This window comes from Staphylococcus xylosus (assembly GCF_002732165.1).
In the GTDB taxonomy this organism is placed as follows: Bacteria; Bacillota; Bacilli; order Staphylococcales; family Staphylococcaceae; genus Staphylococcus; species Staphylococcus xylosus.
The window spans coordinates 263201-279005 of sequence record NZ_MRZO01000002.1 but is presented as its reverse complement, the minus strand read 5'-3'; the positions used below and the strand labels follow the sequence as shown (position 1 = coordinate 279005).

12 protein-coding genes are annotated in these 15805 nt (G+C 29.6%); 2 read left to right on the top strand and 10 right to left on the bottom strand.

Annotated elements, in window-relative coordinates:
- Positions 1–54 precede the first annotated feature (54 nt).
- The 10 genes from BTM19_RS04555 to BTM19_RS04515 form a co-directional block, all read right to left on the bottom strand.
- Positions 55–1554 (bottom strand): tripartite tricarboxylate transporter permease, encoded by a 1500-nt coding sequence (locus BTM19_RS04555; RefSeq protein WP_029378665.1) that lies wholly within the window; start codon positions 1552–1554, stop codon positions 55–57.
- Positions 1555–1568: 14 nt separating this feature from the next.
- Positions 1569–2012, bottom strand: a complete 444-nt coding sequence (locus BTM19_RS04550) for a tripartite tricarboxylate transporter TctB family protein (protein ID WP_029378666.1) — start codon at positions 2010–2012, stop codon at positions 1569–1571.
- A 12-nt stretch (positions 2013–2024) separates the two neighbouring features.
- Positions 2025–3005 carry a tripartite tricarboxylate transporter substrate binding protein gene (locus BTM19_RS04545; RefSeq protein ID WP_058625638.1) on the bottom strand — a complete coding sequence of 327 codons (981 nt, stop codon included), beginning with the start codon at positions 3003–3005 and terminating at the stop codon, positions 2025–2027.
- Positions 3006–3362: 357 nt separating this feature from the next.
- Positions 3363–4856, bottom strand: coding sequence for an FAD-dependent tricarballylate dehydrogenase TcuA (tcuA, locus tag BTM19_RS04540; RefSeq protein WP_038679330.1), 1494 nt, complete (start codon positions 4854–4856; stop codon positions 3363–3365).
- A gap of 125 nt (positions 4857–4981) precedes the next feature.
- A complete protein-coding gene (locus tag BTM19_RS04535) occupies positions 4982–5848 on the bottom strand; it encodes a LysR family transcriptional regulator (RefSeq protein WP_038679333.1) in 867 nt (288 codons plus the stop codon).
- A gap of 1217 nt (positions 5849–7065) precedes the next feature.
- A complete protein-coding gene (locus BTM19_RS04530) occupies positions 7066–7716 on the bottom strand; it encodes a hypothetical protein (RefSeq protein ID WP_099265748.1) in 651 nt (216 codons plus the stop codon).
- Positions 7717–8266: 550 nt separating this feature from the next.
- The gene (locus tag BTM19_RS13210; RefSeq protein WP_353423776.1) at positions 8267–8404 is read right to left on the bottom strand and encodes a hypothetical protein; all 138 of its coding nucleotides are present in this window, start codon (positions 8402–8404) and stop codon (positions 8267–8269) included.
- 309 nt (positions 8405–8713) lie between these two features.
- Entirely contained in the window at positions 8714–9457 is a 744-nt protein-coding gene (locus tag BTM19_RS04525) for an HNH endonuclease (RefSeq protein ID WP_228064961.1), read from the bottom strand.
- 729 nt (positions 9458–10186) lie between these two features.
- The gene (locus tag BTM19_RS04520; protein WP_058626080.1) at positions 10187–10525 is read right to left on the bottom strand and encodes a nucleotide pyrophosphohydrolase; all 339 of its coding nucleotides are present in this window, start codon (positions 10523–10525) and stop codon (positions 10187–10189) included.
- On the bottom strand, positions 10518–12248 hold the full coding sequence (locus BTM19_RS04515; protein WP_099265747.1) for a DUF2075 domain-containing protein: 1731 nt from the start codon (positions 12246–12248) through the stop codon (positions 10518–10520). Before BTM19_RS04515 ends, BTM19_RS04520 begins: the two co-directional genes overlap by 8 nt.
- 275 nt (positions 12249–12523) lie before the next feature.
- On the opposite strand from BTM19_RS04515, the gene BTM19_RS04510 reads away from it, so the two are divergent.
- A complete protein-coding gene (locus BTM19_RS04510) occupies positions 12524–12916 on the top strand; it encodes a (deoxy)nucleoside triphosphate pyrophosphohydrolase (RefSeq protein ID WP_058625728.1) in 393 nt (130 codons plus the stop codon).
- Between the two features lie 2 nt (positions 12917–12918).
- Positions 12919–15801: a DEAD/DEAH box helicase gene (locus BTM19_RS04505; protein WP_099265746.1), complete on the top strand. Its 2883-nt coding sequence runs from the start codon at positions 12919–12921 to the stop codon at positions 15799–15801.
- Positions 15802–15805 lie beyond the last annotated feature (4 nt).

The window sequence follows — 15805 nt, the reverse complement described above, 5'->3', positions numbered from 1 at the left end:
AAGGTAATATAAAGAAACCGCTCATATCTTTGTAAAACGAGCGGTTTCTTTATGTTATTTTTTTATTTTCATTCTTTTAAATCCTTTTATAATCAACGGATAGAACAGTGCTAAAATAGTCATTAATGATAAAACGATACTTATGGGTGAGCCCAAAAATATATCTGCTACATTATTATTACTCACTATCAAACTTTTACGGAAATTCTGCTCCATATCTGAACCTATGATTGCTGCCAAAATCAAAGGTGCAAGTGGAAAATCTAATAATTTCATAATTAATCCAAGAATACCGAAAATAATTAAAATATAGAAATCAGTTATACTATAACCTAATGTATATGTACCGATAAACGCTAGTACTAAAATAAGTGGATATAAGACTTTGGGTGGTGTACGTAGTATTTTTAGTAACAAGCCTATTAAAGCAATATTTAAAATAACCAAGAATATATTACCGATAAACATACTATTTACGAGTGTCCATATTGTTTCAGGCTCATTTGCAAATAATAAAGGTCCTGGTTGTAAACCTAACATAACGACCGCACCTAAAATCACAGCCGTTGTCCCTGACCCTGGCACACCCATCGTTAATAACGGGATTAAAGAGCCTACTGAAGCAGCGTTATTAGAAGATTCCGGTGCAGCTACACCCTCTATTTGGCCTTTCCCAAAATTCTTACCATTTTTAGATATTTGTTTTTCGGTTGAATAGCTTAACATTGCCGCAATAGAACCCCCAGCGCCTGGTAAAACACCGATTAGAAATCCAATAGGACTTTGTCGCAACATAGCACCTCTCGTTCGTTTCCAATCTTCTTTTGTTAATTTCATCGATCCTACATCAGCTTTAGGTGGTTTCAACGCGTGTAAATACAAATAATTATATAATACTTCTGCTACTGCATATACCCCTATGATAACGACTAAGAAATTGATACCTTCACTTAAATGAGGAATATCAAAAGTAAAACGATAAATACTTGTTTGTAAATCAACACCTACCGTACTAATAATTAAACCTATACTTGTGGCAATAAATCCTTTGACCATCTTTCCAGATGATAACGTTACAATAGCTGAAAGTGTAAATAAGAATAATAAAAAATATTCTTGTGGACCGAATTTTAAAGCAAAATCAGAGAGCGGCTTTGCTAAAATGATAAAACCAATAACTGCGATAATGCCACCAATTAATGAAGCGATAGCTGAAATCGTTAGTGCTTTACCCGCCTCCCCATTTTTGGTCATTGGGTAACCATCAAATGTAGCTGCAATAGCTGAGCCATCACCTGGCGTATTTAATAAAATCGAACTTCTTGAGCCACCATACATGGCGCCATAATAAATTGAGACCATTAAAATCAATGCGCTCACTGGTTCCATACCAAATGTCACAGGTATGAGTACGGCAACCGCAGTCGCAGGCCCTAATCCAGGTAACATACCTACCACTGTACCTAAAAACCCACCGATAAGTACCCATAAAAGGTTCATCGGATGAAACGCAGTTGATAAGCCTTCTAAAAAACTACCTGCATCAATCCCCATTTAAATCACCCTCCTTAAGGTAAACTGACATTCAATAATTGTGCGAATGTGTACCATGCAATGCCAGAAAAAATAACCGTGACTAAAATATTTTGCAGCCATCTTTTATAACCGTTAATTAAGAACATAATGGCACCTAAGAATATTATTGTTGAAATTAAAAAACCGAGGCGTTCAAATATTAAAGCATATATTATTGTAAGCGTAATGGTTAACACAATACGTATAAACGTTTTTCTCTCTAATAATTGAGAAAATGCCGTAAATGTTTCGTGACGTTTTTTAAATTCTTGAAAGAAATACACAATGCTCATTATTAGAAGTAATAAACCAACTAAAATTGGAAAATACATCGGGCTATTTGGATTGCCAATATTTGATTTAGGTATATTTAAAGTCAACACTAAATAAATAAGACCAAATAATATTAATAATACTGGAAAGACAAGTCGCGACATTCATATCCCCCCTTATTTCATTCCTGAATCTTTGACTAATTCTTTATATTTCTTACGTTGATCTTTTAAAAATTTCTCGCTTTCTTGACTATCTTTGTAGTAGTTTTCCCAATCATTATTTTTCCTTATTTCTTGCCATCTATCAGATTTCACTACATCCTTCATCGTTTCATCCCAATAGGCAATTTGTTCTGGCGTCATATCTTTCGGCCCCATCACACCACGCCAATGTGGAAAGACGACATCAATGCCCTGTTCTTTCCATGTAGGCACATCTTCAATACCTTCAACTGGTTTATCAGAAGTTACTGCCAACATTTTTAACTTTCCAGTCTGGTGTTGTTCTTTTACTTCAGAGACAGAAGTAGAGGCAACATCTACATGTCCACCTAATAAAGCTGTTTGTAAATCTCCTCCGCTTTTATATACAAGGAAATCTATTTTATCTACATCAACACCATACGCCTTAGCTGCCTGTACAAAAGCTAAGTGATCATTGTTTCCTAAGCCTGGTGCAACACCGATAGTTAAGGATTCTGGATTTTCTTTTAATTTTTCCATTACTTTTTTACCAGAATCTAAGTTCGATTGATTAGATGCAGTTAAACTAATCCACTCAGTCGCTAAAATTGCAATAGGTGTAAAGTCATCCGTACCTAAATCACTTAATCCTAATTCATTGTTAGATAATAATAAACTTGAGTTGATAGAAATCGTATTAGGTGAACGTGATTTTAAATATTGCCACCCTATTTCTCCACCGCCTCCAGGTTTATTAATCACATTGACGTTTTGTTTGGTCAGTTCTTCATCAATCATGATCTTTTGTATCGCACGCGCTGTAGTATCCCAGCCACCTCCCGGAGAAGCTGGTGCAACAATTTCTACCATTTCATCAGGAAATTGCTTGTTTGATGCACTTGATTTATTGTCATTATCACAACTTGCTAATACAATTGAAAAAATGATGATTAACACACCCCATCTTTTCATCGGAACCCCCCTTTATTGAAAACGCTTACAAAATTTAGCGTCATACCCTACTTAAAGATGTTAAACGGAACATAATAAAGCATTCAATACAGTGATTTTTGACTGAAAATTCTGATATTTATAGCGATCAAATATCCGCTATATATGGCTACTGTAATGAGATTATACTGTAACATTCTTACATCCACATTATTCCATACTGCGTTGAAACATCTAGAGCAACCAAGGGCAACTGGTTCCTAAAGAATTCAATGTGCATGCTTGTTGCTAATAGATATTTATTTTCAACACCTAGCCAACCAAACTACTATCAAGCGTAACAAAATTTGTATTTTTATACAATAAACAGAATGATGATCAATTATCTACTTTGTTCATTTGTACATACTCCGCAGCTGATTTTCCAGCTCTTTTACCAAAAACTGAGCCAGACATTAAACCAGATCCTCCAGGGTAATTATGATAAAACAATCCCCCTACCATTTCTCCTGCTACAAATAATCCAGCTATTGCATTGTTTTGTTCATCTAAAGCTTCAGCTTTAGTATTTGTAGAGATACCGCCGAATGCAAAAGTAATACCACATGTGATAGGAAACGCATAATAAGGGGCTTGATCAAATTTTAAAGCCCAATTCGTCTTTTCTGGAGTAATCCCTTTTGTAGATTTACCATCTTTCACACTTGGGTTATAGTCTCCATCCTGAACGCTAGCGTTATACTCATTAATCATTTCAACAAAATCATTAGGATTGATGTCCATTTTTTCAGCCAGTTCTTCTAATGTGTCCGCAACAATCTTAGTCGCTTCTTTCAAATGATATTCTTTTCTCAACATAGGGCTGACTTGAGAATCAAAAATTTGAAAAGCTTTTTGACCAGGCTGTTTCAAAGTCTCTTTTCCATATTTGGCATAAGTATAATTTCTAAAATCAGCACCTTCATCTACAAATCTTTCTCCATTTTTATTAATGATTAGGCCCAACGGATAAGATGATTTTTTATAAATATCACCAGGTTTTGAAAAATCGCCCACCTTAGGCGCATTATAATCTGTAGTATGTGCATGACAACCATCATATTGGCCTGTTTTATTAGCTCCAATTTCTGTCGCTATTTCTATTCCGTCACCTGTGTTATATTCAGTACCTCTAACGATTGCTTTTTCCCATTGTTCACCTAAGTTTTTAACCCTTTTATCTTTACTCGCTTCAAAACTACCACATGCTAATATGATAGCCTCAGTATCTACACTCACCCTTTGCTTATTATTATCCAAGTAAGTTACAGCTGATACTTTATTATGATTCATTTCAATTTTATTAACTTCAGCACTATATATAATATCAATACCTAGTTCTTGGGCTCTATTAAATAAAGATTTCATTAATCCAATCCCTTTATCCACTGTCTTAATAGGTAAGCCACCCCAAAAATTTTTATTTCCATTAATTTCAAAGTACTGATTTTCATTTAATTGAAACTCTACGCCTTGTTTTTTCATCCATAAAATAGTTTCAAATGACTCATTTGATAAAAATTGGGCTAATTCTGGATTACTCTCACCATTAGTTACTTTTAAAATATCTTCATAAAAATCTTCAGTATTATAATCAGGCATTTGTATTTCTGATAAATCACTTTCGGATAGTGCTGTGACAACTTCTTTGATCCCTTGTAAATCATTGTAAGCAAACCTTATTGCTCCATCAGTAAATATTGAATTTCCTCCTCTTTTTTCTTTGGGAGCTTTTTCTAATACAAGCACTTCACTACCATTCTCTTTTGCTGATATTGCTGAACTTAATGCAGCATTTCCTGTTCCAACTACAATCACATCATATTTCTTCAAAAATATCCCTCCATAAAAAAGTAATTTCAAAGTATTTCTCTTAAGATTACTTAATGAGATATAAGAAGTAAAATATATAAATTCTATTTATCATCATAGAATTTTTCTATGATATTACGTTTTTCTTAATTATTATCATTATAATACGCTTTAATATGTTTAATAAACTTTTGCATTAGGGGGTAATCCTCTTCTTCTCTATATAATAACCAAGTATCTCTATAAATTATTTCATTCTCTTTATTTTTAATAGGTACAACATTTAAGTTTTTATATTCTCTAACACCAATATTTGGAGCAATTGCGTAACCCATACCTTTTTCTACTAACTTTAAACAAGACTCCAAGTTATCAATTAACATCGCTTCATTCGGAGGCTCATTGTAGGATTCTTTCCACCAGCTATCAATAGTATTTTGTAATCTTGTATCAGTCTCAAAAGCTATTCTAGACTTTGAAGGTAAATTGTCTAAATCAATCTCATCTTTGCTAATTATACATATTGGTTCTTTATTTAATAGCGTTTTATAGCCCTTCCAAGATACATCCCCTCTCACTATTGCAAGCGAAACTTCGTTAGATTCTATTAATTTATAGATAGACTGACTCCAAGATGTAACAATTTTAAATTGAACTTTTTGAAAATCGTCCGTAAAACTACTAAGTAGTTCAGGCAGATCATATCTGGCTAAATTCTGAGAGACACCGAGTCTAATGACTCCCTCATCCTCATTATCTATACTGTGGAGATAATCTTTCATCTTATTAAATCCATTTAATGTTTTCTTAGCATAATCAACTAGATGACTACCCTGAGCAGTAAATCGAATACCTTTCTTGCTACGAATGAGTAATGGCACGCCAAGTTCCTGTTCAAGTGTATTAATTTTGTAACTTAACGAAGGCTGAGATATATATAACTTTGTCGCAGCACTCGTAATATTTCTTTCATCATCTAGTATTTTTATTACCTCTAAATCTCTAAAATTCATAGCTATTTCCCCTTTAACCGATTTAAACACAAAATATTTTTATCATATTTTATAAAGTATCTATATTAGAATCTATTATGACACTGTACTAAACTTATTACATAAATCTTTAGCATTATCATTTTTATACATGCTATAGCATGAAGCATTGAGACTTTTATAACTATAACTGTGGCTAAATAAACACCTAGTTCAAGAGAAGTGCCTATTAACAACAAACCTGTATCTAAAATGACTCAAGATGAAATTAAAAAAGCTCAATCGACAATTAGGATTAAATGACTTAAAACGTAAATTGCCAAAAGAAATATCTGATGGATAAAAAAGGTTTGCTATCGCAAAAACGCTTTGCACCATCCCTTCTATAATGATATCAGATTAACCTATGGCTTCACTTGGTATTGCTATGGAAATACAATAAGAATAATCTAAGAATAAAACTTGTATCATAGTCACTAGTGATGAAAGACTAACTACTTATTATAATGAAATTCATCATATAAACGATGACATACTTAATTTGAAATGACTTAATAGAATATTTTTAAACTGTAATTAGCGTGCATCATTCAATATAACTAATGATTATCAGAAAATATATCAACGAGACAATCAAGCTCATAATAATTAAATAAGATACACCAATTCATTGAATGAATTGATGTGTCTTATATTTTTATTTCAACTACATATTCCAAAAATCGTTTGATGGTAATGGAAAATATTGCTTTTTACTATTAAATATATTTGGGTTTAGAAATAATTTTATACATTGAATTTCGAAAATGGTAATTTATCAATCTTAATATAAGTATAGGTTTAAACATAAGTCGCATATCAGAAATACAATATAGCACCTGAATAAATAAAGTATTTTGAATCTTTGTTTTAAAAAATATATTAATAGTTCACAACGTTTTATCAATTTCATTTATGATACGCTTCTGCTTATTGGTTGCTGATGTGAGCATCGATTCCATTAAAAGATTTATTATTTGCATCTTGATAATCCTTTAGCTTTTCTAATTCTGCTTTGATCTCACGTTGTCACGTTTCGCTAAAACCCAATCATAGAATGACCTTTACCGTTTTTGATAACCATTTCATTGCTTGCTGATACATACTGTATATTTTTACGGTACCATTTAATTCATTTTTGCAATCGTATTTATTGATAAAACTATTTTTATAAAACACTTTAAAATAGTTGAGTTATTTTATTTTTTTATATAATAAAGATATTCGTAGATATAATCTAAAGTTATATAATACCTATTCCTTTGAATTACTAGTACATTAAATAATGGATTAATAACATTAAAAAGCATTATATATAAGATGAAGATTTGTATAAAGATAACAAATAATCCGTTTCCTATTCCTAATAACTCATTAAAATGCAGCTTTTCATTTGAGTTATTGAAATAATATGCCAATAAGAAACCACTAGGAATCCAAAATATATATATAAATAACTTGCCAAATCTTTTTTTGTGCAATTCTGTATTTTGATTGATTTCATTTAATTCTTTTTCAATTTCTTCTTTCAATATGCGTAAATCTCTCTCAGTAGTTATATTATGTACTTTAAAAACTTCAAATATTATTTCATTAAATTTATGATTATCTATATGATTTTTTTTATTAATTTTGGCTTTCCTATAAATACAAATACTACTTAGTATAGTCATAAGTAAACATATAATATAGATTACTATTGAATGATGACCTGTATAAAAATTTATAATATTCAATATAACGGATATTAATAACATAGCAATCAGAAAAATTTCTAAGGCATCTAAATTATATCTGTATTTGTATTTTTGATATATATCTTTGGATACATAAAACAACTTATCACTCAAAACATTACCCCCCTGTGGTATTATAGATTACTATTTGTTTCTAAGTACTTCCGTAAATCATCAACACTTCCAAAATATTTTATATTTATTTCTGATTTATTTTCATAATATAAATCTTCTATATTTAACAATAATGCTTTAAACTGGGTAAATTCGTTGATAGCCCATTTTAACCCTTCCTATTTTAATATCTTATGTAATATTGTGTTCTGCATAAATTCATAATAGCATCGACATTATTAAACGAAGTGTCCTCTTTTCTATCAATAAATTCACTATCTTTAATTTTCGGAAAAAACCCTTCAACTTCTGTCCCTTATATAACAACTGAATTTGTCCATAAGTTCATAATATGACTAGCTAAATCTGGATCATATTTTATTCTTTCAGTCGTAATTTGCCACTCGTTTTCTTCTATATAATTATACCAATGAGGACAATAATGAAATTCATATGAATATAGATGTTTTTCATTTTGTAACCTAAAATTATTTAGAAAAGATATCTCAACACATTTTTTAGGACATACCTGAGCTTTTTACAAAAAGATCTAATAATTGTTCTTTTCTAGGACTGATATTTTGTTATTTATCAATACAATTATGTCTATATCGAATGTTTCCCATTTAAATATTCCTTCAGCATAAGAACCATGGATATACATAACAATATACTTAGACTTAACAATTTCTTTGATTTCTTAATTAAGATAATTAATAATGATTCATACTCATTTCAATATATCACTCCAATATAACTAGAAAACTTCAAATAATATTATTAAAATTGAATGTAATTAAGATGTAGATATTTTGAATTTATTAAATAGAATATTTTTCACTCCAAATTCTACGTGTTTTAAAAAACGCCACCTACTTATGATAACTTTCTGCTTATCGTTTGTTGATACCGATTTTATAGATATGTATTTATTATGGCATTTTTCAGTTTTAAACATTAATGGTCTACTATTGAATTAGCCAAATTACTAAGATTTCTATAAATTCTTACTTTGATAATAATTTAGTCTATCTTTCAGAATTTTCACATCAGATTTTAAATCTAATTCATGCATTTTCCTATGACAATTAGGGTCTAAAGCAACAGCATTATCGATGCTATCTTTCCCGCCGTTAGCTAACCAGTCTACATGGTGGCATTCTAGATAGGATCGCCCATTTCGATCCTTAAACGGAGCTGGTTCGTTACATAAATCACAATAGCCATTAGATCTATTTTTAACATGTGCAGTCACATGGATATTTCTGGCATATACTTTAGTAACAGCTTCCTTTCTTCCCACTTGTTTCGCCTGCGTAGCACGTTCATAGACATCATTATCACTGAGTTTATTTATTAGATTCTCCTGTTTTCTATATTTCTCATCCGAAATATTTCCTGGGATATAATATTCACTATTATTAAAAGTTAGTGGAAAGATGCAAACTGTTCTGTCATTTTGTTCTGTAGTGTAAGGTTTATTAAACAATCTGACTTCTCCTCGAAATATATGTTCTCCCGAAATAAATGATTCAAACAGATATACTTTAATACTTAAATCTTCAGAATGATTTAAAGTCTTATTTTGACCATGATCAATATCTTGGTCCCCTTTTTGACCCATACCGGTGTAATATAATGTTTCATTTCCTTCATTATCTATCACTGAATGATCTCTATAAACATCATTTGTATGATCCGAGAATAATACTAGTGTATTAGTTAAATGAGAACGCCGCATTCCTCCCTGCTGTGAACATTTGAATACATCACTGATCGTATTATTGTCATACTTTTTATCAATTATTAGATTATCAATTGGTTCTGTTATCTTTTTATGCCATCTCTTTACTTGTTCTATATCAAAGAACTCTTCATTCTGCTCTTTAACTATTGGTATTCCAGCTTCCTTCCATTTTCGAAAGGTATCATTATTTATTTTTAACGATTGCTGTAGATCTTTTTTCTTTAATAATTTACTCATAATATTTTCCCACCTTTATCTATATCTATTACTTAAACATTACCATATTGTCAGGTTATTATTAGTTTTCCTTTTTTCATAAAAAAAGGAAATAACTAAATCAATAGTTATTTCCACTCAAAAATATAGATTTCAGCTATATAATGTAAAAACTGATAGTATTTCATTATTTATACTTAAAAACTCACTTAATATTATGCTATCATTTTTAGAAGTTAAATAAACAACATATATTGAAAACATAGCTAGTGAAATCTTATTCAATAAAGTTTCTGAAAAAATCGTATCACTTGTGATACGATTCTGCTTATTGGTTTATGATTAAGCATAACCTATATAATAATGAATAGTATAAACGAAATTCATCTTGAAATTAAAAAGATCTCATTGTAAAATGAAATGATTTACTCAAACAGCTTACAATGAGATCATATAAAAATTAATTATTAACTTTAACACCAAAGAATCAAAGACCTATACAACTAATTATAAATCGTTGTATTTAGTATTATTATTTTTACTTTTGTCTATTGGATACTTTTCAGCATTTTTCACTAATTTCTTACTTATAATTTCATTAATATCAAATTCTAAGTTATCTGCTAGCATATAACTATAGATTAATACATCTGCTAATTCTTCTGCTAATCTCTCTCTATTATTATTCACTACCTCTTCAGATGATTTCCACTGAAATAACTCAAGTAGTTCAGCTGCTTCTAAACTAATAGATAAAGATAAATCTTTTTCATTATGAAATTGTCTCCAGTTACGCTCATCTCTAAATTTATTAATCACTTTTAGTATATTTTTTGTTTCATCCATTTATATCACCTTTAAATGCTTTTTTTAGTGCCTCTCTTAATTGTTCATCTACTGCATAAATATATAAACCATTTACTCCACGTGTCAACAAGACATTTAATTCATTTTTTAGTAACATTTCTGAGAAATACTGCTTTGAACCATCTTCTAAGGTTCTCCGACGTGTAGCTTTTTTATTAGCACTACTTTTTTCATCAAAAACAATCTGACCATCTCTATATTTTACAGAAGGCCCAATTATTACTCCAGCAAAGTTTAAGTCTAAACCTTGAATTGTGTATGTAGAGCCTATTTCATCTATTGATTGTTCCTGTTCAACCCATGGTAATTTTGATTGGTTTCTCCTTACTTCAAGCTGGTAGTTCCATGGCATTGACCAATTACCAACCCTCACTCTCCAATAATCTTCATTTTCATGAGGTTTCTTCTTATATGGCCAATCAAATGTAGCAAGCATTCTAGATATACCACTATTAGTATTTTGGGCCTTGTCTTTTATAGATTGCTCTAACTCATTTGGAGCATCAAAAATCTTAATTTCATATCCTTTATTGTCATAAGGAATATTGTTTATTACTTGCTTATCAATCAAATTTCTTATCCAATCAATTGTTGCCTCGTCACTATTAATACGCATTTGATTTTTTAATATAATATGATTATTCTTATTTTTTGCTGATTCAAAATGGTAATTCAACTTATCTAATTCCCATATTTGTTCAGTTGTAAGTACTTGTTTTAAATCAAAAACAACAACTACAACTTTAGCTCTTTCTAATAAATCATTTAAATGATTATTACCTCGATAACTCTGTTTACCTTGAGTTAAAAGTAAATGTGCTTCATCTACAATTACAACGTCTACTTTTTCGTTTGATGAATGATTATTAATGAAACTAGTGGGTTTACTAACAATATTATTAGACTTAGTAGAAATACCTAATTTAGTCACTATTTGATTATAAATTGATACATGCTCATTGTGATTTACTAATAAATGAATATCTAAATTTTTATCAAAATCTAAATTGTTCTTTCCTATTTCATAGAGTAACGTACTCATCAAAACAGTTTTTCCTGATCCAGCTTCTCCCTCAACAATTATCAATTGGCCCTTTTCATTTAAAATAACAGCTTCTTTGACTTTATCTAATATCTCTTCTTTTGCGTTTATTTGCTCTTGGGTCAGTTTATGAAATGGAGAGGCTTTAAATATTGCTGAATCTTTGATAATACTTTCAATTGGAAACAAGGATTTATTTTTCTTGTTTAATGACTTCCAAATATCAGAAAATATTTCATCTAGCTTATCAGAAGTAAAGTATTCATTTTGTTGATTTGTTCTACTATTATGAACCCTAGAAATATTATCTACACTTAATAAATACTGCATTAATCTATTTTCAATATCTAAGGTCAATGACTTATTAAATAATTCATGACCTATCACATACATTGATGAACTATTTGATTCAGAAAAGTCTTCCCAAAATGCTTTCGTTTTACTATCTACATTAAGATGCTGTCTAGTTCTATTTCTAATATCTGCAGTTTCTCCAACATAAATCTCAAAATTATTTTCACCTTTTTCGTTGTTTATTATGTACACAGTGGGATACCTTAATAAATATCTCCCATCTACCGAAGTTTTCCATTTTTTGACTGAATTATTAAGGCTTTCCAATGAATATTTCATATTTTCTATCTTTAACAAGTTTCCCATTTACATCACCTATTGAATTATCTTCTATCGATTACTATTTTATCAATTTTGTGATGACTTTATATAGTTTTTAAGTATTTATTATAAAAAACCAAAATCTTCATGGTTATCTAAAAATTATTCCATACAAATTCTATCTCGTCTAAAATTCACTTACTTATATTTCCTTTTTTGGAAATTTTACTTTATTCAATCGTAGATTTCCGTTTTATTACCTTTGCCGCAAAATTTTGTTAAAATATATATAATAAATACGTTATTTTGGAGGTAATATTTTGAAAAAACAAATTGAAGTTGTTGGTGCTGTTATTTTTTCTGATAATAAAGTTCTTTGTGCGCAAAGAAATGAAAATATGAGTTTACCTCTTATGTGGGAATTCCCCGGTGGTAAAGTTGAAAAAGATGAATCTGAGATTGATGCATTAAAACGTGAAATAAACGAAGAAATGTTATGTGATCTAGAGGTTGGGGAAAAAATTACTTCAACTTCTTATAAATATGATTTTGGAATTGTTAATCTTCATACATATAAATGTAAATTAAAAGAAAAAATGCCTAAGTTAACTGAACATAAAAGTATTAAATGGTTAAATATTAATGAATTAGAAATATTAGAATGGGCACCGGCAGACATACCAGCTGTAAAAATTATTGTAGATGGGGAATGATATTGAATAATTTATTAGAAGACTTTAATCAGTCGCTGCATAAGGGATTTATCGATCGTACAATCTCTCATAAAGGTAATTTCATGCCTAAGTTATTAATTAATAATAAAGATGAGAATGTACTTTCAACAATTATTAATGAACTATATAAATGCAATTCATTTACTATTTCTGTAGCTTTTATTACTGAAAGTGGATTAGCTAGTTTAAAATCTCATCTCTATGATTTAGATCAAAAAGGTGTTCATGGAAAGATTATTACTTCTAATTATTTAGGTTTTAACACACCTAAGATGTATAAAGAGTTATTAAAACTTAAAAACGTTGATGTTAGATTAACTGATGTTAATGGATTTCACGCTAAGGGTTATGTTTTTGATCATGAAAATTATGCTTCTATCATAGTAGGAAGCTCTAATTTAACTTCTAACGCATTAAAGGTAAACTATGAACACAATATATTACTTTCAACACAAAAGAATGGTGACCTTGTTTATAATATAAAAACTCAATTTGATGAATTATGGTATAAAAGTACACCTCTTTCAGATACTTGGATACGAGATTATGAACTTATATATAATGATAGATCTTTAAAAAATGCACTATACAACATAGAGAAACAAAGTGTTATTCAAAATCACATTGAACAAGCTGTAAAAATCGAACCGAACATTATGCAAAAAGAAGCTTTACATTCTTTAGATCAACTTAGAAAGAGTGGGAAGGATAAGTCATTAATTATATCTGCAACTGGTACAGGTAAGACAATCTTGTGTGCATTAGATGTGAGAAATTTTAATCCAAATAAATTTTTATTTGTCGTACATAATGAAGAAATTCTACAGAAAGCAATTGAAGAATTCAAAAAAGTACTACCTTTTTCTAAAGATGAAGAATTTGGATTATTAACAGGTAAGCATAAAGAAACTGATGCTAAATATTTATTTGCTACAATTCAAACTTTAGCTAAAGATTATATTTTTAATCAGTTTGATCAATGTCATTTTGATTATATTGTATATGATGAAGCACATCGTTCTGCAGCAAAATCATATCAGAAAGTTTTCAATTATTTCACACCTGATTTCGTTCTTGGAATGACAGCTACTCCCGAAAGAACAGATAACTTAAATATATTTGAAATGTTTGATTACAATATTGCTTATGAAATTAGATTACAAAAAGCACTCGAAAGTGAATTGTTATGTCCCTTCCATTATTTTGGTGTTACAGATTATATTCATAACGGAAAATCAACGGATGATTTTAGTAGCTTAACTAATTTAACTTCAAATGAAAGAGTCAAACATATATTAGAAAAAACACAATATTATGGGTATTCTGGTGAGAAATTAAAAGGAATCATATTTGTTAGCAGAAAAGACGAGGCTAAAAATTTAGCTAATAAATTAACATTACATAATGTGCCTTCAGTTGCATTAACAGGTGAAGACAATACAGAAAAGAGACAAAAAGCGATAGAGCAACTTAAATCTGGAGAGATCAATTATATTGTAACTGTTAATTTATTTAATGAGGGTATAGATATTGCACCTGTAAATCAAATTGTAATGTTAAGAGAAACTGAATCAAGTATTATCTTTATTCAACAGCTTGGTAGAGGGCTAAGAAAAAGTAAAAACAAAGAATATGTAACGGTTATAGACTTTATAGGTAACTACGAGAAAAACTATCTTATCCCAATAGCATTATCAGGGGACCAATCTCAAAATAAAGATAACTATAGAAGGTTTTTAACAAGTAATACAGCATTAATGGGTGTTTCAACAATCAACTTTGAAGAAGTCGCTAAGAAGAAAATATATGATTCACTTAAACAAGTTAAATTAAGTGCTGCTTCTCACATCAAAGAAGCATATAACGAAGTTGCAGAAAGAATCGGTAGAATACCTTTACTTATGGACTTTATTAGACAGAACTCCATAGAACCAAGTGTTATATATTCAAAAGACAGTTCGTATAAAAACTATAATGATTTTCTTGTTAAAAGTAAAAAAATAGAAGAACACTTAAATAGAAATGAAAACCGCAATTTAACATTTTTATCACGAGAAATTGCACCTGGTTTAAAAAATGTAGATCATACTATTTTAAAAGCAATAATTGAAAGGCCACATAAGTTAAATGAGCTATTAACAGTTGCTCAAATTGTAGATCCAAACGTTACCTTAGAAGATGTTCAAACTACTTTAAAAATATTAGACTATAGTTTTTTTAGCAACACTATTAATAAAACATATGGCAAACCAATTATCACCATTTCAAATGATGAAGTAACGTTAACAAAATCTTTTGCTACATCACTTAAAAAAACAGTCTTTCAGATATATGTCGAAGATGTAATAGAATTAGCAGAATATAACAATAAAACACATCAAAATAACCAAAATGGATTAATTATTTATAACAAATATACAAGAAAAGACTTCGTTAAATTACTAAATTGGAAATCAGATGAATCCGGAGTCATCAATGGATATAAATTCGGTAATAATACTTTACCAATTTTCATAACATATCATAAAGATGATAACATCAGTGACAACACCAAATACGAAGACGAATTTTTAAGTCCTGATGAGCTCAAATGGTTTACAAAATCAAATAGAAAATTAGATTCACCAGAAGTACAAAAAATATTAGCGCATCAAAAGAATAATGTAGATATGTATATCTTTGTGAAAAAAGAAGATGTTTTAGATGGTAAAGAATTTTATTTCCTCGGAAAAGCACACTACTTAGAAGGCACTGCAGAACAATCAAAAATGCCAAACGAAAACAAAGATAACATTGTAACAATGATATTGTCTATGGAAACACCTGTAAAAGATGAGATTTATAGATATATATTGGAGAATTAGAAAC

Excerpts from the sequence above, each read along its gene's own strand:
- BTM19_RS04535 (WP_038679333.1), bottom strand. The coding sequence starts at position 5,848 with ATGAATTTTAGAGATTTAGAGGTAATAAAAATACTAGATGATGAAAGA.
- BTM19_RS04515 (WP_099265747.1), bottom strand. The coding sequence starts at position 12,248 with ATGGGAAACTTGTTAAAGATAGAAAATATGAAATATTCATTGGAAAGC.
- BTM19_RS04520 (WP_058626080.1), bottom strand. The coding sequence starts at position 10,525 with ATGGATGAAACAAAAAATATACTAAAAGTGATTAATAAATTTAGAGAT.
- BTM19_RS04550 (WP_029378666.1), bottom strand. The coding sequence starts at position 2,012 with ATGTCGCGACTTGTCTTTCCAGTATTATTAATATTATTTGGTCTTATT.
- BTM19_RS04545 (WP_058625638.1), bottom strand. The coding sequence starts at position 3,005 with ATGAAAAGATGGGGTGTGTTAATCATCATTTTTTCAATTGTATTAGCA.
- BTM19_RS04525 (WP_228064961.1), bottom strand. The coding sequence starts at position 9,457 with ATGCGGCGTTCTCATTTAACTAATACACTAGTATTATTCTCGGATCAT.
- BTM19_RS04555 (WP_029378665.1), bottom strand. The coding sequence starts at position 1,554 with ATGGGGATTGATGCAGGTAGTTTTTTAGAAGGCTTATCAACTGCGTTT.